Origin of the sequence: Actinosynnema sp. NPDC020468 (assembly GCF_040642015.1) — a bacterium.
Lineage (GTDB): Bacteria > Actinomycetota > Actinomycetes > Mycobacteriales > Pseudonocardiaceae > Actinosynnema.
Map to the genome: position 1 here is coordinate 14653 of NZ_JBFAEO010000072.1, position 20732 is coordinate 35384.

Annotated in this window: 15 protein-coding genes; 10 read left to right on the plus strand and 5 right to left on the minus strand. The window is 74.2% G+C overall.

The features are described 5' to 3' along the window. The first annotated feature begins 281 nt into the window (after positions 1-281). Genes AB0G50_RS33545 through AB0G50_RS33560 form a run of 4 tightly spaced genes read left to right on the plus strand, consistent with a single transcriptional unit; the run spans position 282 to position 4988 of the window. Positions 282-1319 carry a ThiF family adenylyltransferase gene (locus AB0G50_RS33545; protein WP_360117241.1) on the plus strand — a complete coding sequence of 346 codons (1038 nt, stop codon included), beginning with the start codon at positions 282-284 and terminating at the stop codon, positions 1317-1319. Continuing rightward, positions 1316-2569, plus strand: coding sequence for an MFS transporter (locus AB0G50_RS33550; protein WP_360117244.1), 1254 nt, complete (start codon positions 1316-1318; stop codon positions 2567-2569). The genes AB0G50_RS33545 and AB0G50_RS33550 overlap by 4 nt, the downstream gene beginning before the upstream one ends. Before the next feature lie 21 nt (positions 2570-2590). Beyond that, positions 2591-4327: a M3 family metallopeptidase gene (locus AB0G50_RS33555; protein WP_360117248.1), complete on the plus strand. Its 1737-nt coding sequence runs from the start codon at positions 2591-2593 to the stop codon at positions 4325-4327. Between the two features lie 40 nt (positions 4328-4367). Beyond that, the gene (locus AB0G50_RS33560; protein WP_360117250.1) at positions 4368-4988 is read left to right on the plus strand and encodes a DUF6058 family natural product biosynthesis protein; all 621 of its coding nucleotides are present in this window, start codon (positions 4368-4370) and stop codon (positions 4986-4988) included. Here AB0G50_RS33560 and AB0G50_RS33565 read toward each other — a convergent pair. Continuing rightward, positions 4969-6141, minus strand: coding sequence for a CapA family protein (locus AB0G50_RS33565; protein ID WP_360117253.1), 1173 nt, complete (start codon positions 6139-6141; stop codon positions 4969-4971). The two genes, AB0G50_RS33560 and AB0G50_RS33565, sit on opposite strands and share 20 nt — an antisense overlap. A gap of 38 nt (positions 6142-6179) precedes the next feature. Continuing rightward, positions 6180-8153 carry an FAD/NAD(P)-binding protein gene (locus AB0G50_RS33570; protein WP_360117256.1) on the minus strand — a complete coding sequence of 658 codons (1974 nt, stop codon included), beginning with the start codon at positions 8151-8153 and terminating at the stop codon, positions 6180-6182. A 272-nt stretch (positions 8154-8425) separates the two neighbouring features. Here AB0G50_RS33570 and AB0G50_RS33575 point away from each other — a divergent pair, with 272 nt between their 5' ends. Together AB0G50_RS33575 and AB0G50_RS33580 are read left to right on the plus strand one after the other, a co-directional pair. Further along, complete coding sequence (locus AB0G50_RS33575; RefSeq protein ID WP_360117259.1) at positions 8426-9481, plus strand: ParB/RepB/Spo0J family partition protein; 1056 nt, start codon at positions 8426-8428, stop codon at positions 9479-9481. A 451-nt stretch (positions 9482-9932) separates the two neighbouring features. Next, positions 9933-11273 (plus strand): lamin tail domain-containing protein, encoded by a 1341-nt coding sequence (locus tag AB0G50_RS33580; protein ID WP_360117262.1) that lies wholly within the window; start codon positions 9933-9935, stop codon positions 11271-11273. 10 nt (positions 11274-11283) lie between these two features. Here AB0G50_RS33580 and AB0G50_RS33585 read toward each other — a convergent pair whose 3' ends face one another. Together AB0G50_RS33585 and AB0G50_RS33590 are read right to left on the minus strand one after the other, a co-directional pair. Further along, on the minus strand, positions 11284-14253 hold the full coding sequence (locus tag AB0G50_RS33585; protein ID WP_360117265.1) for a BTAD domain-containing putative transcriptional regulator: 2970 nt from the start codon (positions 14251-14253) through the stop codon (positions 11284-11286). 210 nt (positions 14254-14463) lie between these two features. Then, on the minus strand, positions 14464-15267 hold the full coding sequence (locus AB0G50_RS33590) for an SDR family NAD(P)-dependent oxidoreductase (RefSeq protein WP_360117268.1): 804 nt from the start codon (positions 15265-15267) through the stop codon (positions 14464-14466). An 85-nt stretch (positions 15268-15352) separates the two neighbouring features. On the opposite strand from AB0G50_RS33590, the gene AB0G50_RS33595 reads away from it, so the two are divergent. From AB0G50_RS33595 to AB0G50_RS33605, 3 genes are all read left to right on the plus strand, one after another. Beyond that, a complete protein-coding gene (locus tag AB0G50_RS33595) occupies positions 15353-15880 on the plus strand; it encodes a helix-turn-helix domain-containing protein (RefSeq protein ID WP_360117271.1) in 528 nt (175 codons plus the stop codon). 88 nt (positions 15881-15968) lie between these two features. Further along, positions 15969-16451, plus strand: a complete 483-nt coding sequence (locus AB0G50_RS33600) for a pyridoxamine 5'-phosphate oxidase family protein (protein WP_360117273.1) — start codon at positions 15969-15971, stop codon at positions 16449-16451. Positions 16452-16745: 294 nt separating this feature from the next. Then, positions 16746-18779, plus strand: coding sequence for a hypothetical protein (locus tag AB0G50_RS33605; protein WP_360117276.1), 2034 nt, complete (start codon positions 16746-16748; stop codon positions 18777-18779). A 75-nt stretch (positions 18780-18854) separates the two neighbouring features. Here AB0G50_RS33605 and AB0G50_RS33610 read toward each other — a convergent pair whose 3' ends face one another. Further along, entirely contained in the window at positions 18855-19808 is a 954-nt protein-coding gene (locus tag AB0G50_RS33610; RefSeq protein ID WP_360117279.1) for a hypothetical protein, read from the minus strand. Positions 19809-20226: 418 nt separating this feature from the next. Between AB0G50_RS33610 and AB0G50_RS33615 the strand changes: the two genes are divergently transcribed. Next, the coding region (locus AB0G50_RS33615; protein ID WP_360117282.1) for a M28 family peptidase at positions 20227-20732 on the plus strand (506 nt) is incomplete at its 3' end.

Sequence of the window (20732 nt, forward strand, 5' to 3'; positions counted from 1 at the left end):
CGCAGAATCACTTCAGCAATATGGGGGAGGTGACCAGCATGCGCATTAAGAAGCACAGCTCCAGCGTGGCGGGCTTGGGCGTTCCCAGCTAATCCTGATGCGGTCTGCCCCGTGGGCGCGCGAAGCCCCGCGGGGCAGGCCGCGGCATTTACCGGCGTACCGAGCGGGTCATCCGGAATATCCGATTGGAGTGGGCGAAGATGACACCGAGACCGCTATTGAAGATCACCAATCCGGCCTACGTCGTCAACGATTCGGTCTTGGTGCAGCGGAGCGGGTCGATGCTGGAGATCGAGGACCCGGACCGGGAGGTCCGACCGCTGCTCGCCCTGCTGGACGGCAGCCGGACGGTGGCCGAGGTCGACCGGGCGTTCCACGAGCAGCTGCCGGACTCGGGGTTCGACGTGCCGGAGGCCATCACGCAGCTGGACGAGGCGGGCCTGCTCGAGGACGCCGCCGCGACCACCACGCTGACCAGGTACGACCTGGAGCGCTTCAAGCGCAACATCGGCTTCTTCGAGACCTACGCCGACCTGTCCACCGCCAAGTACGCCGCGCAGGAGCAGATCCGGGACTGCCGCGTGCTGCTGCTGGGCCTGGGCGGCGTCGGCTCGTACGTGTCGCTGAGCCTGCTCGGCGCGGGCGTGCAGGACCTGCGGGTGCTCGACTTCGACAAGGTCGAGCTGTCGAACCTCAACCGGCAGATCCTCTACTCCGAGGCGGTCATCGGCGAACGCAAGGTCGAGGCCGCGCTGGGTCGGCTCCAGGAGTACTACCCGGGCGCGCGGATCGAGGGCGTCGAGCGGAAGCTGTCCGCGCCGGCGGACCTCGACGACATCGTCGCCGACCGGGATTTCGTGTTCTGCGCCGTCGACCGGCCGAAGATGCACGTGATCCGCTGGGTCAACGACGCGTGCGTGCGGGCCGGGGTGCCGTTCATCGGCGGCGGGGTGGAACTCCAGCGCTCCATCATCTACCTGATCCAACCGGGCGTCACCGGTTGCCTCGAGTGCTGGCGCCTTTCCAACGCGGACGACGAGACCACCCGGTCGCTGCGCGCGCAAATGGAAGAACGGCACGAGGGCAACACCGGTGTCGGTCCGGACCTCGCCGCGTTCGGCCCGTTGGTGTCGGTGTTGAACTCGCTGATGGTCACCGAGTTCGTCCGCCACGTCACCCGGATAGTCGAGCCCATCGCGGCCGGACGGTTGATGGAAACGCGATTCGAGGACATGTCCACCCACCAGGCTGAACAATGGGAACGTCGGCCGGATTGCCCTGTCTGCGGCGACCGGGCGGCACTAGTCTCGGCGCCGTGACCCCGATCGGAGAACAGGCGTCGGACAGCACTCCGCGAACCCGATCACTCCGGGACTACCGCCTGCTGTTCGGCGCCTTCCTCGTGTCCACGGCCGGGGACTGGCTCTACAAGCTGGCCCTGCCGCTGCTCGTCCTCCAGCTGACCGGCTCGGCGGTGCAGACCGCGGTGGTCTACAGCCTCGAGTACGTCCCGTACCTGCTCTTCGCGCCGATCGGCGGCGTGCTGTCGGACCGCTACGACCGGCGGCTGTTGCTGATCCGGGCCGACCTGGCCGCCGCCGGGGTGATCGGGCTCCTCGCGGTGCTCGCCTGGTTCGGCGAGTACCACCTGTGGCTGATCTACCCGGCCGCCTTCGTGCTGTCCTCGATCACGCCGCTCTACCAGGCCACGTTCCAGGGTCTGCTGCCCGCGACCGTGCCCGCCGACCGGCTCGGCTGGGCGAACTCCCGGATGCAGGCCGGGCAGGGCACGCTCGACCTGGCCGGCCCGCTGCTGGGCGCGGCGGCCGTCGCGGCGCTGGGCGCGCGGTGGGCGCTGAGCCTGGACGCGGTGTCGTTCGGGCTGTCCGCGCTGGCCGTCGCGCTGATCGCCCGCACCCGCACGGCCCGCCCGCACCGCGAGGCCTCGTCGTTCGTCGGCGACCTGCGGACCGCCGTCGCCTTCGTGCGCACGCACCCGCCGCTGCTGTGGGGCGCGATCGTGGCCGCGGGCAGCGGGTTCGGCCTGTTCATGATCGAGGCCAACATGATCACCTACCTGGTGCGGTTCCGCGACCAGCCGGTGGCGACCGTCGGCGTGGTCTTCGCGGCGCTGGGCACCGGCTCGCTGCTCGGCGCCTTGGTGACACCGCGGCTGCTCCGGCTGACCACGCCGGGCAGGCTGATCATCGCCGCGACGATCACCGCCGGCGCCGCGACCGCGCTGCTGCTGGTGCTCACCGCGCTGCCGACGATCGCCGCGACCTGGGTGCTGGTCGGCGGCGCGACCACGGTCTTCATCGTCACCTTCTTCACCCTGCGCCACCAACTCGTGCCGGAGCACCTCCTCGGCCGGGTCGTGGTGCTGACCCGGCTGATCGCGTTCGGCCCGGTGCCGTTCGCGCCCGTCGTCGGCGGCGCGCTGCTGTCCGCGACCGGCGCGTTCTGGCCGGTGATCACGCTGTCCGCCGCGGTGCAGATCGGGGTCGGCGTCGTCGCGCTGGCGAGCCCGCTGCGCACCGCCGCGCCGGAACCCGTCCCGCCCGAGTAGGACTACAGCTGGGAGCAGGCCATGTCGACCGACCGCGACGACGCCGACCCGCGCGCCGAGTGCGCGGCCCTGATCGCCGAGAGCGGCGTGCTGGCCGCGCGGCACGAGGGCACGCTGTTCACCCGGCCCGCCGCGGCCGTCGCCGCCGCGCTGGACGAGATCGCCGACCTGCGCGCCGCGGCCCTGTTCCGGGACGGGCACCAGGCCGTCGCGCTGGCAGGCGACCAGAACTCGGCCGAGCTGCGCGACCTTCGGCTGCTGGCCGCCACCGCGGTCGAGGCGATGGACGAGGTGCTCCAGGTGGTCGAGGGCGACTGGCTCGCGCTGCCGGACGACACCGCGGCGGTGCTGCTCGACGCGCCGGAACTGGCCCCGTACCGGCACTACCTGACGAGCGTGCGCAGCCTGGCCCCGTACACCCTGGGCGCGGAGGCGGAAACGGCGCTCGCGGCCCGGGAGGCGACCGCCGGCTCCGCGTGGGTCGAGCTGTACTACCGGGTGATGGGCGGGCTGCGGCCGGTCGTGGACGGCGGCGCGATCTCCATGGAGGAGGCGCGCAGCGAACTGGAGGTCGGCGCGCCCGCACGGCGCGAGGCCTGCCTGGAGGCGATCTACGCGGCGCTGGAGCCGATGGCGCCGGTGCTGAGCCAGTGCCTGGACAGCCTGGTGGCCGACCGGCTCGCGATCGACGAGGTGCGCGGGCTGCCGCACCCGCGCGCCGAGCGGGACCTGACCAACGAGCTGCCGTCGACCGCCGTGGACGCGATGCTCGCCGCCGTCGAGGAGAACTACGCGCTGCCGCAACGGTGGTTCGCGCACAAGGCACGCCTGCTCGGCCTCGACCGGCTCGGCTACGCGCACATGCGCGCGCCGATCGGCCGAGGTCCGCACCTGCCGTTCCCGGTCGCGGTCCGCGCCGTCACCGAGGCCTTCGAGGGTGTGTCGCCCGAGGCCGGCCGGATGGTCCGGGACCTGGTCGACGGCGGCCACGTCGACGCGGAACCCCGCGAGGGCAAGCAACCCGGCGCGTCGTGCCGCAGCCTCGGTCCGGGCCGGCCGCCGCGGATCGTGCTGTCGTACTTCGGCACCGTCGAGGACGTGGTGAGCCTCGCGCACGAAATGGGCCACGCCTTGCAGTTCACGCTCGCCGGCCGCGGCCGCAACGGGTTGACCTTCGACGCGCCGTTGGCGCTCAACGAGATCGCGCCCGCGTTCACCGAACTGCTGGTGCAGGACTGGCTGATCGAGCACGAGCCCGACCGGGACACCCGGGAGCTGCTCGCGGCCAAGCGGGTGGACAACGCGATCGACGCGATCTTCATGAGCGCGTTCCTGACCCGGTTCGAAACCCGCGCGCACCGGGCCCGGGCCGAGGGCGGCGCGCTGACCGACCCGCGGATCCGGGCGCTGTGGACCGAGTGCGGTCGGGAGTTCTACGGTCCCGACGTGGCGATGTCCACCCGGTGGGGTCTGCACTGGGCGCTCGTCCCGCACGTGACGCACGAGCGTTTCTACAGCTACACCTACACCTTCGCCCGATTGCTCGGGCTCGACTTCCACGCCCGGTACCGGCGCGACCCGGACGGCTTCCGGGGCCCGTTCCTCGACCTCCTCGCGCGCGGCGGCACGGCCGGTCCGACCGAGCAGCTCGCGGCGCTGGGCGTCGACCTCGAGGACCGGGAGACCTGGCGGGGCGGGCTCGCCCACTTCGCCGAACTCCTCGACCCGCTGCTGGCCGAGCGCGCGCCGACCCGGTGAGCACCCCACGACGCGGTCCGAACGCACAGGGAGAACCGACATGACCGACACGCTCAAGTCCGCGGTGGTCCGCCGCTACCTCGACCTCAACGGCTCGCACCCGATGACGGCCGAGGACGACGCGTACGTGGACGAGTACTACGCGCCGCTGGCGGAGGTGTCCGCGCGGCGCGGCGTCGACCCGGACGAGGTGCGCCGCCGGATGCTCGACGGTCAGCTGCCGCTGCCGAGCTACCTGCGGTCCGACGGCACCGAGATGGTGTGGCCGGAGCTGTTCGAGCTGGCCGACGCGGCGGGCGGGCTCGACGCGCTGCCGGGCTGGTTCGGCCGGCAGCGGTGGCGTTCCGCCGAGCAGGCCGCGGACGAGTGGTCGGGGTACCTCAGCGGCCAGTACGTCTGCCTGCGCGAGCTGACGCCGGAGAGGATGGCGCGCAAGAACGAACTCGGCGCCGCGATCGACGCCGCCCTGGCCGCCGCCGCGCCGGACTCGCCGCGCTGGCTCGCGGACCTGCACGCGCTGGTGGACGAGCTGGACGTGCTGGAGCTCCCGTTCACCCCGTACGACCGCAGGCGCTTCGGCGGCCCGGTGTCCCGGGACGCGCAGATCGACGCGGTCCGCGAGCGGTTCCCGCTAGAGCCGGTCACGCCGCCGGGCCGGTGAACTCCAGCACGTCGTGACCCGCGAACACCCAGCCGGAGTCCGCGACCCCGGTCGCCAATCCGGGATTTTCCTGCGCCTGCCCCAGGAACCGCACCTCATCAGTCCACTGTGGAGTGTCCCGACCCACCGGTCGCGCGACACCCCGGCCGTCGATCAGGCACGGCACGAACCCGAACCGCCCGACCCCGGACGCGGACAGCTCGACCACCGCGACGCCGGTGTGCCGGGCGATCGGCGGGAACGGGAAGTCCGGCTGCTCCGGACGCGGGTAGATGCCGTACTCGCCGAACATCGCGGCCAACCGCTCCGCGCCGAGCTCCGCGACCCGCACGCCGAAGGTCGCCAGTTCGTCGGTGTAGCCCGGGAAGTCGAACACGACGTGCCCCAGCCCGAAGAACACCGGCGCGCCCGCGATCACCTCGACGCCGCGCAGCAGGTGCTGGTGGTGCCCGAGCACGAGGTGCGCACCGGCCTCGACCAGCAGTTCGCCGCACAACCGCTCGTGGTCGGTGAGCACCCACGGCCGCGTGTGGTCGCCCCAGTGCACGCTGGCCACCACGACGTCGGCCTCCTCCCGCGCCCGACCCACGGCCGCCGCCAGCGCGTCCCAGTCGCCCTCGTTCAGCACCGACAGCACGCGCGGCGCCAACCCCGGCGCGCACCCGCCCGGGTACGCCGGCACGTAGCAGTCGTCGGCCCGCAGCGGCGCCACCCCGGGCGCGCCGACCCGCGCCTCCGCGCCGTGCTGGAGCACGGCCGTCGCGGCCACCACGGCGACCCGAACCCCGTGCCGCTCCAAGACGGCGGGCCGCAGCGCGTCGGCGAGCGTCGCGCCGGCACCGGTCGAGGCGATCCCCAGCGGTGCCAACGCCTCCACCGTGTCCACGAGCCCGAGCCGACCCGCGTCCATGGTGTGGTTGTTCGCCAGCGACACCACGTCCAACCCGGCGAGCCCGCGCGCGTTGCGGACGCCGCTCAACGAGGACGACGCCGCGCCGGGCACCGCCGGGTGGCGGTCGGTGAACACCCCCTCGAAGTTCCCGAACGCGAGGTCGGCCGCCTCCAGCAGCGGCCGCACCCCGGACAGCGCGCTCTCCGGGTCCTCCCGGTTCACCAGCACGTCGCCGACCGCCACCAAGGTCACCGCGCTCATCGCGCACCCCTCCCCATCGGGATCACGTCCAGCCCTCGTCACGTCGCCACCCTCGCCGCCGGCACGTCCACCACCGCGTCCGCCGCCGCCCGGATCGAGGCGCGGGCGACCGCGTCCGCGTCGCCGAGGATCACCGAGTTCACCCCGGGCCGGATGCCCGCCGCGGTGACCCAGTGCACCGTCTCGGTCGGCACGCCGAACGCGAACCGCCTCGGGTGCGGGCGGTCGGCGGCGTCCAGCAGGCGGTACGGGCGCCGGCCGACGGCCATCCCGCCGGTCGTGTAGCACCCGCCGCCGCGCACCGGGATGCGGTGCGCCCGGCACTCGCCGCGGGCCAGCAGGTTGCGCACCAGCGGATCCGTCGTGCGGTGCAGGTCGACCTCCGGCAGCCGCGCCTCGACCAGCGCGGTCGCCTCGACCTCGACGTCCGGGATCGCCGCCGACCGCGCGACGAACCGGCCGCCCGGCGCGCGCGCCACCTCCAGTCGCGGCCCGAGCACCTCCAGCACCCCGCTGTCCAGCAGCGCCGCCAACTGCTCGACCCGGTCGGCGGGCGGCCCGATCGACAGGTAGGCGTTGAGCGGGGTGTACCAGCGCTGGAGGTCGTCGCGGTACGAGTCGCCGGACAACCCGCCGTGGTCGACCACCTGCCGCACCTCGTTGCGCACGTCGCGCAGGACGTCCAGCACCGCCTTGACCGGGCTGTCCACGTTGCCGCGCCTGGCTTCCCGGACGTCGTCGGCCACCTCGGCCCGCAGCCAGCGGCGGAACGCCCCGGTCGACACCAGCGCCTCCGGCGGGTACGGCGTGTCGATCCGCCGCCAGTCCCACCACAGCGCGCGGTCGACGCCGTACGCGGTCAGCAGTTCCCGCTGCGCCGCGCTCTCCCGGACGTCGAACGGGTCCTGCGGCCGGCGCGGTCGGGCCGCCGCGACGAACGCCGGGGTGAACGCCTCGTCCCGGACCAGCGCCGCGTAGTAGACCGCGCGCACCTCCAGGTCGATCAACGGCCACACGTCGCGGCGGAAGTCGACCGGCGAGCCGAGGTCGGCCGCGGTGCGCAGCCGCCGGACCACGTACGGGGTCAGGAACAGCGGCTCGTGCCTGCCGAACGCGCCCTTCTGGTTCTCGCCGCGCGACCGGTAGGGCACGCCGCGCCGGGACCCGGCCACCAGCCTCGGCTCCCGGCCGGAGGGCCGGTACACCACCCGACCCGCCCGGTCCCGCTCGAACCGACCGCCGCGGCCCTCGGTCAGCAGCGCCAGGTGGTCGAAGAAGTTCAGGCCCATCCCGCGCAGCACCACCGTCTCCCCCGGCCCGATCGGGTCCAGGTCGGCCTCGGCGGGGTTGCCCGGCGGCACGTGGTGCAGCCCGTGCCGCTCGGCGAACCGGAGCGACGCGACCTCGTCCGCGCCCGGCTCGTGCGGCAGGTGCCCCTGCGCCAGCACGACCGCGTGCAACCCGGTCAGCACCGTGCCGTCCCGCAGCGCGATCCGCTGGGCGCCGCCCGGCTCGTCGCGCAGGTCGACCGCCTGGGAGGCGTGCCGCACGACGCGCACCCCGGGAGGCGCCGCGCGCACCAGGTGCTCCAGCGTCCACCGCAGGTAGTGGCCGTAGAGCGACCGCGTGGAGTACGCGTTCGGGCCCAGCGCGCGGGCTTCGGCGCGGGCCCGGGCCGGCAGGTCGACCAGCCCGGTCGCGGTCGACCTCGCCCACTCGTACAAGCTCGGCCCAGTCACCACCGGGCCGTCGCAGTCCACGCTGTCGTCGGGGAACACGCCGACCTGGCACGCGACCGTGTTCATCAGCAGTTCCGGCCGCTGGGTCCGGCGCCAGACCTGGCCGCCGTCGGCCAGGTGCGGGTCGACCAGGTGGACGGTCAGCGCGCGCCCGGTGCCCGGCGCGTTGGCGCACAGGCGTTCGAGCACGGACAGCCCTCGCGGGCCGAGACCGACCACCGCGAGGTCGAGCGCGACGGCCAACCCGATGGTGCGCACGAGACCCCCAGGCACTGCGGCGGATTGCGGTCGGACATTACGCGAAGACGACTCGGGAACATCGGCCGAACAGGTTTCGCCCCACACAATGGACCGATTCCGCCCGATCGGGACAGCGGGAAACGGTTGCGTTCGACCGGGTGTTTTCCCCGGTTGGACATCGGCGGACCGGACCAATGATCGGACGCCCCGCCGGAGCGCGCGGGCGGATATCCGCCGAGCCGGTGGGGAGACTTCCCACCGCGCCTAATGTAGCGTACGAGGACGCGCCGCAAGGGGGATGATCAATGAGGGAAGAACGCGGTTCGCTCACCGATCACGAAGAGGCACAAGCACCGCTTTCCTGGCTGGACCGCCAGTTGGGCAGATGTCCCGTCGTCACCATTCCGATCAAGGTGCTGCACCCCGGCAACTCGCCCCGGTCCGACGGCGAGAGCACCGAGCACGTCCAGCTGATCGCCGAGTCCGGCGCCGACCTGCCGCCGATCATCGTGCACCAGGAGACGATGCGGGTGATCGACGGCATGCACCGGGTGAAGGCGGCGGTGCTGCGCGGCGCGGCGCAGATCGAGGCCCGGCTCTACCAGGGCGACGCCGACGACGCGTTCGTGGTGTCCGTGCAGGCCAACGTCGGGCACGGGCTGCCGCTGACGCTCAAGGACCGGGTGCGCGCGGCGACCCGGATCGTCGGCTCGCACCCCCGGTGGTCCGACCGCGCGATCGCCTCGACCGTGGGCCTGTCGCCCAAGACCGTGGCCGCGATCCGGCTGCGCTCGGCCGCCGACACCGGCTCGCCGACCAGGATCGGCCGCGACGGGCGGATCAGGCCGGTCAGCACCGCGGCGAGCCGACGGCTGGCCGGTGAGCTGATGACCTGCAACCCGGACGCATCGCTGCGCCAGATCGCCACCGCCGTCGGGCTCGCGCCGTCGACCGTCATGGACGTGCGGGCCCGGCTGCTCGCGGGCCAGGACCTGGTGCCGGGCAACCAGCACCCCGACGGCGAGGCGCCCGTCGAGCCGAAGTCCGGCGCGGTGCGCAGGCGGCGCGGCGCGGCGGGCGGCATCGCGCCCCGGTTCACCGTCACCGACCGGGCGAGCGCGCTCGGCATCCTCCGGCACGACCCCTCCCTCCGGCTCAGCGAGACCGGACGCCACCTGCTGCGCCTGCTGGAGGCGCAGCCGACCGGCGTCCCGGACTGGCGACGGGTGGTCGACAACGTGCCGGAGCACTGCCTCGCCGTGGTCACCGAACTCGCCCGGGACAGCGCCAAGGCCTGGTTCGAGGTGACCGAACTGCTCGAGCAGCGCACCCGGCACCGCCTCCGCCAAGCGGGTTCCTGAACCGATCGCGGAATGCATTCCCCGATTACCCGGAATACCCTCCGACCCGACTCGACGCTACCACCACAACGGGCACCGCGGACGTTCCGGTATTCGAACAGCGCTAGCCGACGTATCCGACGACCGGCGCGCGGCACGCATTCCGCACACCGCGGACGCGGAGGCACTCTCCCTTTTCTCGCGCGGATCATTCGCACGGTCCGCATCCCGGTCGCTCCCCGACCGAATGAATGCCTCTGCACCGTCGTGTGACATTGAGCGGACGGGGTCACCGACCGTCACCCGCATGCGCACAGCACCCGCCGGGCGACGCCGACGGCCACGCCGGCAACGGCTGCCGTCGACCTGCCGTTCAAACGGACGTCGCCGGGGTGCCGGACGCTGAACGCGCAGTACTCCGGAGCGAAAGGGAGCACCGTTGCGCACTCACCGGTTAGGCAGAGCAGCACTCGTGGCCGTCCTGTCCGTCGCGACCCTCACCTGGGCCGGTCCGACCGCGCTCGCCGCGTCGACCGTGCGGATCAACGAGGTCGAGTCCAGCGGCGGCACGCCGGGCGACTGGGTCGAACTGGTCAACACCGGCGCCACCGCGGCGGCCGTCGGCGGCTGGGTCGTCAAGGACGACGACAACTCGCACACCTTCACCATCCCGTCCGGCACGACGATCGCGGCCGGCGGCCACCTCGCGCTCGACGTCGACCCGTCGTTCGGGCTCGGCAGCGCCGACTCCGCGCGGCTGTTCCAGGGCGGCACGCTCCAGGACTCCTACAGCTGGACCTCCCACGCCTCGACCACCTACGGCCGGTGCGCCGACGGCACGGGCTCCTTCACCACCACGACCGCGCCGACCAAGGGCGCCGCGAACGCCTGCCCCGGCGGCGGCACGCCGGAGTCGCCCTGGCCCGGTCCGGCCACCACGACCACGGCCGACGGGTCGAACGTCTTCGGCACCAACCTCAGCGGCCTGTCCTACGGCGGCACGTCGGTGGTGTGGGCGGTGAAGAACGGTCCCGGCACGCTCTACCGCCTGGTGCCCAACGGCTCGACGTGGCAGCCGGACACCGGCGCGTGGGCCTCGGGCAAGGCGCTGCGCTACGCGAACGGCTCGGGCGACCCGGACGCCGAGGGCGTCGTCGCGACCCCGGACGGCCTGTTCGTCTCGACCGAGCGGGACAACAACGTCAGCGGCACCAGCGCGTTGAAGGTGCTGCGCTACGACCCGGCGTCCACCGCGACCACGCTGAACGCGACCGGCGAGTGGAACCTCACCGCGGACCTGCCGTCGGTCGCCGCGAACAGCGGCCTCGAGGCGATCTCCTGGATCCCGGACAGCTACCTGACCGCGCACGGCTTCCGCGACCAGCACACCGGCGCGGCCTACACCCCGGCCTCCTACCCCAACCATGGCACCGGGCTGTACGTCGTGGGCCTGGAGGCGGGCGGCGGCGTGTACGTCTACGCGCTGACCCAGTCCGGCGGCGGTTACACCAGGGTCGCCACCGCGGCGAGCGGCTTCGCGGGCGTCATGGACCTGGAGTTCGACCCGGCGACCGGCCACCTGTGGGCGGCGTGCGACGACACGTGCCAGGGCCGCACCGCGACCCTCGACATCTCGGCCGCGGGCGCGCTCACCGCGACCCAGGTGTACGCCCGTCCGACCGGGTTGCCGGACTACAACAACGAGGGCTTCGCGATCGCACCGACGTGCGTGGGCTCGCTCAAGACCGTGCTGTGGGCCGACGACTCGAACGACGGCGGCCACGCGCTGCGCGCCGGAAGCCTGAGCTGCTGACCGTGCTCCGTCAGGTCGCCAGGGCGTCCTCGGTGGACCGCGCCGCCGCGGCGGCGTGCACGGCGGCGTAATCGGGGGTCAGGGCGGTCGCCGCCGCGGCCGTCCTGACCACGTCCGGATCACCGGCGATCGGCGCGCCGCGCAGCGCGACCGCGGTGCCCAGCAGGTGCGCGGCCCGGACACCGTCGGAGTCGAGCACCGCCACGCCGGCCAACCCCTCCAGCGCCGACGCCAGTTCCGCGGCCAGGGCGGCGGTGCGCACGCACTCGACCGCCTCGGTGTGCCAGGACGCCGCGGCGGCGCGGTCGTGCCGGGCCTGCGCCAGCCGACCGAGCGCGGTCGCGGTCCGGGCCGACAGCCACCGCGCGCCACCCTCGACCAGCGCGGCGGCGTGGGCGCGGCGCAGCAGCACGTCGGCCTCGGCGAGGTCGCCGCGCAACCGGGCCACCTCGCCCAGTCCGAGGCTCGCCTCGGCGGGCGCGGTCCGGCCGGCGCGGGCCGCCGACTCGATCGCCGCGGTGAACTCCCTCGTGGCGGAACCGAAATCGCCTTCGCGCACCAGGGACTCGCCCCGGTGGCAGTGCAGTTCGGCGCACTCGTCCAGTGCTCCCAGCACCTCGTAGCAGGCCAGCGCCTCGGCCCACGCGGCGTGCGCGTCGGCCCACTCGCCACGCCGACTCGCCAGCAGCGCCAACCAGTCCAGCGCCTGCGCGGTGCCCCAGCGCTCGCCCAACGCCCGGAACCCGGCCAGCGCCTCGCGCAGCCGCGGCACGCCGTCGCCGCCCGCCATCACCTCCAGCAGGCCGCGGCTGAGCGCGCCGAGCGCGGCGTTCCACGGGTCGGGCGCGAACGCGGGCTCGCCGGGCACCTCGTCGGGCGGACCCGCCGCCATGCCCCACAGCGCCGCGCCGAACGGGTGGCGCAGGGTCCAGCCCAGCTCGTCCAGCACCGCCGCGGCCCGCCGCCAGTGCTCCTCGGCCGCCCTCGGCACGGCGTGCACCACGCAGCTGACGTACTCCTCGCCGAGCCCGTCGGGCACCTCGTCGGTGAGCAGCGCGGCCGCCTCCTCGCCCGCACCACCGCGCCGACCGCTCAGCCACCAGTACGCGCCCAACGCCGTGACCAGGCGCATCGCCGTCGGCCGGTCCTCGCGCACCGCCCAGCGCAGCGCCGACATCAGGTTGTCGTGGTCCGCGGTGAGCCTCGCCAACCACTCCACCTGCTCCGCGTCGCGCAGGTGCGGGTCGGCTCGGCGGGCCAGCGCCAGGTGGTGCTCGGCGTGCGCGGCCCGGGCCGCGTGCTCGTCGCCGGACTCGCGCAGCCGTTCCGCGCAGAACAGCCGGATCGTGTCCAGCATCCGGTAGCGGCCGTCGGCGAACACCACCAGCGAGCGGTCGACCAGGTCCGCGACCACGTCGTCCGACCCGCACACCGCCTCGACCGCGGCCACCGGCGCGCCGGCCGCGAACACCGAGAACCGCGCGGCCGCGGCCCGCTCGGCCGGGGTCAGCAGGTCCCAGCTCCAGCCGACGACCGCGCGCAACGTCCGGTGCCGGGCGGCGGCCGTGCGGTCGCCCTTGGACAGCAGCCGGAACCGCTCCGCGCCGACCAGCCGGCGGGCGATCTCGGCGAGGTCGAACTGGCGCAGTCGGGCCGCCGCCAATTCCACCGCCAGCGGCACCCCGTCCAGCGCGGCGCAGATCCCGGCCGCCTCCTCCGGGTCGACCACGACGCCGGGTCGCGCGGCGGCGGCCCGGTCGGCGAACAACCGCACCGGGTCGGCGGGCGGACCCAGCGGCACCACCGTCTCGCCGGTCAACCCGAGCGGCTCGCGACTGGTCGCCAGCACGGACACCCGCGGGCACCGGTCCAGCAGCACCCGGACCAGCCCGGCCACCTCGGCCACCACGTGCTCGCAGTTGTCCAGCAGCAGCACCACGTCCTGGTCCAGCGCCGCGACCAGTCGGTCGACCGGCCCGGTCGGGTTCGCCCGGAACCCGGCCTCCCGCACGCCGAGCGCGGCCAGCACCGGCCGCGTCACGTCGGCGTCGCCCGCGACCACCCCGGACAGGTCCACGAAGCAGACCTCCCGGCCGGCCCGGCGGGCGAACTCGACCGCGAGCCGCGTCTTGCCCATGCCGCCCGGTCCGACGACGGTGACCAGCCGGGCGTCACGCGCGTCGGCGAGCAGCCGCAACTCGGCGTCCCGGCCGACGAAGCTCGTCAGCCGCGCGGGCAGCGGTGGCCGGACCGGCGCGACGGGCTCGGACCGCAGCACGGCCAGGTGCGCGGCGGCCAACCCGGGCGCGGGGTCGGCGCCGAGTTCGTCCGCGAGCAGCCGCCGCGCGTCCTCGAACTCCGCCAACGCCTCCGCCGGCCGGCCCGCCGCGTGCAGCGCCCGCAGCAACTGCTCCCGGAACCGCTCCCGCAACGGGTGTTCGGCCACCAGCGCCCGCAACCGCGGCACCGGGTCCTCGTCGGGCAGCGCCAGTTCCGCGTCGACCAGGTCCTCGGTGGCCGTCAACCGCAACTCCGCCCACCGCGCCGCCTCGGCGACGGCGTTCGGCAGGTCGACCAACGCGGGCCCGCGCCACAACGCCAGGGCCGCGCGCAAGGTCTCGACGGCCTCGGCGGGCCGACCACCGGCCACCGCGGCCCGCCCGCGCGCGGCGAGCCGCTCGAACACGTGCACGTCGACGTCGTCCGGGTCGACGTCGATCCGGTACCCGCCGCCGGTGAACGCGATCAACCCGGCCGGCAGCACCCGCCGCAACCGCGCCACCTGGGCCTGCACCGCCCCGACCGCGTCGGCGGGCGGATCGTCGGCGTACTGCCCCACCACGAGCCGCTCGACCCCGACCACCCGGCCGGGCTCCAGCAGCAGCATCACCAGCACGGCACGCGGTCGCGGCCCGCCGACCGACACCGCGCGCCCGTCGGCGGCCCGCACCTCCAGCGGACCGAGCACGTTGAACCGCACTCCCCGATTCTTCGCGTCCCGCCGCCGACCCGCGGACCCGGGTCCGACCCGCGCCTGCGCGGACCGACCGCCGCAGCGCCTCACCCGTGCACCCGGCCCGCCAGTCCACCGCGGACGCTCCACTGTGGATGATGCACAACCCTTGCGGGACAGGTCTTGTCCGGGATGCCGGTCGGCGCGACCTCCCCTCCGGGTCGCGCCGACCGGTGGTCAGCCGCGGCTCGGAGCGAGGCCGGTCAGCACCTCCTCGGTCAGCGCGGCCAACCGTTCAGCCGCCTCGACCGAGTCCGCCAGGGTGATCGCGCCGTCCATCCCGTACGCGCTCAGCGGCCGGGCGGGCGGGTGGTCCAGGAGTTCCAGCACGGGCGGCACGACGGCGGAGGCCGGCTTCGCGGTCGCCCGCTGCCGCGCCACGAGAGCCGCCGTCGCGGCGTCGAAGTCGCCCGCCATGGAGGTCGCGGTCGGTCCGGGGTGGAACAGGACGTAGCGCAGGGTCGGGTTGCGCCGGGCGAACGTCAGGCCGTGCACGTCGTTGAGCCGGCCGCCCTGGATGATCGTCCGCAGGCCGTCGTAGTCGACCGCGCTCTGGAGGTCGTCCCAGTCGAGCGGCGCGTCCCCACCCGGTCCGGCCACGTTGACGATCGACGCGCCGTCGGGCAGCGCGGCGCGCAGCGCGTCGACCAGCACCACGCGGCTGAGGTAGAACAGCGCGAAGTTGTCCTCGACGCCCTCGGCCGTGACCGCCCGGTTCTGCCGGAAGTACCTGGCGCACAACACGATCCCGTCCACCACCGGGTGCTCGGCCAGGATCAGCCCGGCCACCCGGCGGGTGTCCGCGACGAGCGCGAGGTCCGCCTCCAGGAACGAGACGAGGCCGGCGGACTCGCGAACCAGCCGCTCCCCCTTGGCCGCGTCGGTGCCGATCACCACCACGCGGTCGCCGCGCGCGGCCAGCACCCGGGCGACCGCCGCCCCGATGCCGTCGGTGCCACCCGTGATCACGTACGTCTTCATCCGATCCCCCTGTCACCACAAACGGGGTGGTCCCCCGTTTCCCTCGGCCTACACTAACCGAAGGAGCACCCCGTTTGGAGGCCGGATGCGCGCGGACGCGGAGCGCAACCGTCGGCGCATCGTCGCGGCGGCGAGCGAAACCATGGCCGAGCAGGGCGCGAACGCGTCGCTGGAGGAGATCGCCCGCCGCGCGGGGGTCGGTTCGGCGACCCTGCACCGGCACTTCGCGGGCCGTCGCGATCTGGTCGAGGCGGTGTTCTCCGAGCGCGTCGGCCGGTTGTGCGCGCACGCCGACGACCTGCCGACCGACGAACCCGGCACGGCGTTGCGCGCGTGGTTGCGCGAAGTCGGCCGGCACGCCGCCGCGAACCGCGGCCTCGCCGAGTCGTTCGCCCCCGAGGACGCGCCCACCAACGCCGGGTCGTGCCACCGGCTGATCCTGGGCACCGGCGACCGGCTGCTCACCGCGGCCGTGGACGCGGGCGAGGTGTGCCGCGAGGTGACCGCCGCGGACCTGATCACGCTGGCCATCGCGATCTCCCGGTCCACCGAGGGCCACCCCGACGAGGCCGACCGGCTGCTCACCCTGGCCCTGCGCGGCATCAACCCGTGACCGGCGTCACACTCCACTGAGGTCGAACCGGGCGACCCGGCTCCGTACCACCGGCGAAAGCCCGCGGAACTCGAACAGGGAGCACCCGATGACCGTCGCCGACGTCCTGGCCGACCCGATCTCCACCACCCTGCTGACCTCGTCCATCCCGGCCCGACTGGCCTACGTGGCGAAGGACGGCACGCCGCGGGTCGTGCCGGTGGCGTTCCTGTGGACCGGCGGCCGACTGGTCGTCTGCACGGTGCCGAAGTCCGCCAAGGTGGCCGCGCTGGCCGCGAACCCGGCCGTGTCGCTGACGATCGACACCGAGGGCTACCCGCCGAAGGTGCTGCTGATCCGCGGCACGGCCGAGCTGACCGAGGTGCGGGGCGTGCCGGCGGAGTACGTCGAGGCGAGCCGCAAGCTCGTGCCGGAGGCGGACTTCCCCGGCTGGGAGGCGGGCGTCCGCGCGCTCTACCCGTCGATGGTGCGGATCACCGTGACCCCGACGTGGGCAAAACTGCTCGACTTCGAGCGCACCATCCCGAAGGCGGTGGCCGACCTGGTGGCCGCCCACCAGGCCGGCGCCTGAGCCCGTTCGACATCCACGCGTTTATCCCGCGCTTTTCCGGCACGCCACCGGTCCGCCGCCGGTAAACCCGCGGTAGCGACCGGCGCCACCATTCCCATTGTCCACTGGACAGGAAAAGGACAGCGGATGGACAACCGAAAAGGAGAAACGCGAAACGATTGGGCTACTTACCGGTAGGGGTTGTCAAGCCACCGATCGAGTCTGAAAAGATGCAATCCGCTCGGGCTTGATCGCCCGTCCGGGGGCAATTTCCGGCCCTTTCGCAGCAGCCCAAGAGGCAAAGGTGCACGACCAGTGAGCACAGTTTCCCCCACCCACCGCACGACGGCCGACCACCGCGATCCCCCGCCCGACCGCCTGATGCGCGGCGACGCGATCGCGCGCCTGCTGGAGGACGCGTCCGACCTCCGCAACGGTCGCGCCCGGACGATCACCGCCGCCCTGGGCCGACCGGCCGAGGACGGTCTCCCCCGCCGCGCCGCGCCGGTGCCCGTCGCACCGACCCCCGGTCCCGCCGGCACCGCGCCGGTCGACGTCGCCGACCTGGCCGACCTGCGCGACTACGTGCGCCCGGCGGGTTTCGAGGACGGCGTCCGGGTGCTGGCCGAGCGCAACGCCGCAGTCCTGGCCGGTCCGCCGCGCACCGGTCGGCGGACCCGCGCGCTCGCCACGTTGGTGGAGGTGCTGCGGGACCAGCGACTGCCGGTCACCCTGGTCGAACTGCCCGCCGCCGTGCTGTCCGACCCCTCGTGGCGGCCACCGCCCGGCGGGCGCGGACTGCTCGTGGTCGACCGGCGCGGGCACTCGGCGCACGGTCCGGACGAGGCGTGGCTGACCAGGGTGGCCGACGTACTGCGCGACGCGGGCCGGTTCCTGGTCGTGGTGACCGGACCGCCCACCGGCGCCTTCGCCGAGAACCGCCCGGAGCACCTGCTGGCGGACCTGGCGCTGCCCGACCCGGTCGAGGTGGTGCGCCGCCGGGTGCGCTCGGCGGTGCCGGGGCTCACCGACGCCGAGCTCACCCGGTCGACCGCGCCGACCCGACTGGCCGAACTGCTGGCCGAGCGACCCGACCCCGGCTTCGCGACCAGGGCCGCCCGGGTCGTCGTGGACGCGCTGCGGCACGGCCGGGACCTGGCGCGCGAGGTGGCCCGGCTGCGGGACCCGCGCGAGCAGGTCGCGCAGTGGCTGGCGGGCGACCCGGACGCGGCGGAGGTCGCGCTGGTCACCGCGACGGCGGTGCTGGAGGGCTCGACCTACCTGCGGGTGGTGGACGCGGCCGTGGCGCTGTGCCGCGACCTCGGCGGCGAGACCTCGTTGAGCGGTCCCCGCTACGCCCGGGCGCTGCTCGCCGAGCGGGCGTGGATCGTGCGGCGCGAGCACGAGGACGGGCCGGACACGCTCCGGTTCCGCCACGACGACCTGCGCGAGGCGGTGCTGGCGGGCGTCTGGGGCGAGTTGGACGGCGTGCGGTCGGACCTGCTGGGCTGGTTGTCCGGGCTGGCCGACCACGCCGACGTGGAGGTGCGCGCGCGGGCCGCCGCCGCGGCGGGCGTGCTGGTGGCGGTGGACTTCGACCACGGCCTGCACGAGGTGCTGCTGCCGTGGGCGGCCGGTCGGTCGGCGACGCTGCGGCAGAGCGCGGCGCTCGGCCTGGACGTCGCGGGCGTGCTGGGCGGGCACGCGACGGCCGTGTGGGAGCACGTGCAGCGGTGGGCGGACCGGCGTGGCGTGCCGCCGGGTTCGGTCGACCTCGCGTCCACCGCCGGGCTCGCCGCGGGCGGCAGGCTGGGCGCGGCCGAACCCGGGCGCGCGCTGCGGGTGCTGCGGTCGCTGGTGCGCAGGCCGGGGTGGGCCTCGCTCACGCCGGTGTCGGTCGGGGCGACCACGCTGCTGGAGGCGGGCGTGACGACGCCGGTGCTGGCCGCGCTGCGGGACTGGAGCGCGGGGCCGGACGACGAGTCGGCGGTGAAGGCGCTGGCCGTGTTCACCCACGCGGCGGGTCAGGCCGACGGCAAGGGGATCCCGGTGCTGCTCGCCGATCCCGGCGCCGAGCCCGACGCGCTGCCCGCGCTGTGGAACCGGGCGCTGGCCTGCGAACCGGTGCGCGACCTCGCCGAGTCGGCGCTGCGCGACTGGATCCGGGTCGCCGACGACGACCACACCACCCGCGCGGCCGTCCTCGACGTGCTCACCGGCCTGGCCGCCCGCGACCTCGGCCGGTTGCGCCGGCTGCTCGACCGGTGGGCGACGGCGGAGGACGACCCGTCCGAGGCGGCCGCGGACTTCCACGCCCGACTGCTCGACGCGCGGGAGACGGCCACGTGACCCACCCGCGCCGCGACCGAGCCGAGAGCACCGCGACCGGACGATGCACACCCACTGACCGCCGCGCCACGCCGCTCACCCCGCGCCGTACCGCCACCGCAGCCCGGAGGCCAAGCCCTGGGACGGGTTGGTGAACGCCACGTGGACCTCGCCCGCCGGGTCCACCTCCACCTCGTCCGACCGCACCACCGGGTCCTCGACGTCGCTCTGGTAGACGTCGGCCAGCCGGGTGACCAGCACCGGACGCCGGTCGGCCCGGAAGCGCACCCGCAGGTCGAGCCGCGCGCACCGGTGCCGCGGCACGAACACCAGGTGGGGGCTCAGGTCGTGGCCCTCCGGGAGCCGGGCGAGCAGCGCGAACTCGTGGAACTCGCCCTTGCGCAGGGCGGTCGGCAAGGTCAGCGCGAGGCCGAGCCGGGAGGTCGACTCCACCTCGCGGACCCGGACCGAGCCGCCGTAGAACACCTCGAACTCGCCCCGCTCGCCCAGGGCCGCCGCGTCGAGGTCCGTCACGTGCACCGCGAAGTCGAGTTCGGCGACGCCGTCCACCGCGGCCACCACCCGGCGCACCTCGAGCAGTTCCACCCGCGGCCGGTCGAGGACCAGCGCCGCCGCGAGGTGGTCGGTCCACCAGCCGGGACCGGTGCCCGCGCCCTGCTCGGTGGTGAGCACCCGGGCCACCTCGTCGACGCCGTCGTCCACCCACCGCCGCACGGTGCGGTCGACCACGCCCTCCGCCTCGCCCAGCACCCGGATCCGCTGCTGGTACCCCTCGGCGACGCCCTCCAGGTTGAACGCGGCGGTCAGCACCGCGCGCACCCGCTCGGGCAGCCGCACCAGGGCGGCGTCGAACGCGGCCGTCACCCGACCGCGCGCGGTCGAGGGGCTGTCGGCGGTGGTGACGCCGAACGCGGAGCGCGCGGCGGGGCCCAACCTCTCCGGCATTCGCGGCTCGTGCACGCCGAGACCGCGGCGCAGCACTCTCAATTCGGCGGCCAACTCGGCGGCCGGGTCGGAATAGCCGGACATCAACGGGAAATCACCGGTGTGGCGGACATGCCGTGCAGCATTCCCAGCCCGCCGGACCCTGTCCAGCCGCCGATCGGGTAACCGGGGCCGGCACTTCCAGATCGCTCCGGGACCGCCGCACCCGGGAATTTCCGCATTTTTGTGGTCTTTCCGCCGACATTCCGAATCGGGCCGCCGGCACGCCATTCCGGAACCGGCGCGGTGTCGAACCGCGCCGACCGCCGGTCGACCGGCCGGCGGGGAACCGCACAGTGTCGCCGCCGGACCGCGTTCGCGATACCTACTCCAAGCCCTACTCCCGGACGTCGACCGGATGTAACGCTTCGCGGGTTCGGCGACGTCCACGTGTCAGACCGCCCCTCCTGCGGGGCCCGCGCGGACCACCCGGACTCTCCCCTGCACACGAGGAGTACGGACCATGACCTTCAGAACGGCTGCCGCGCTGGCTCTGACCGCCCTGACCGGAACGGCGCTCGCGCTGTCCGCCGGAGTGGCACCCGCCGCGCCGGCACCGCAAGCCGCCGTTGCCGCCGCGCCCGACATCGACGTGGCCGCGGTACAGGCACACCTGACGCAGCTCAACCAGATCGCCACCAACGCGGGCGGCAACCGCCGCGCGGGCAGCACCGGGTACACGAACTCGGTGGCCTACATCAAGGGCAAGCTCACCGCCGCGGGCTACCAGGTGACCGAGCAGAGCTGCACGAGCTGCACCTACGTGTCGAACAACCTGATCGCGGACTGGCCCGGCGGCGACGCCAACCAGACGATCATGTTCGGCTCGCACCTGGACAGCGTCTCGGCCGGCCCCGGCATCAACGACAACGGCTCCGGCTCGGCCACCCTGCTGGAGAACGCCCTCCAGCTGGCCGCCAAGAACCCCACCATGACCAAGCACGTCCGGTTCGCCTGGTGGACCGACGA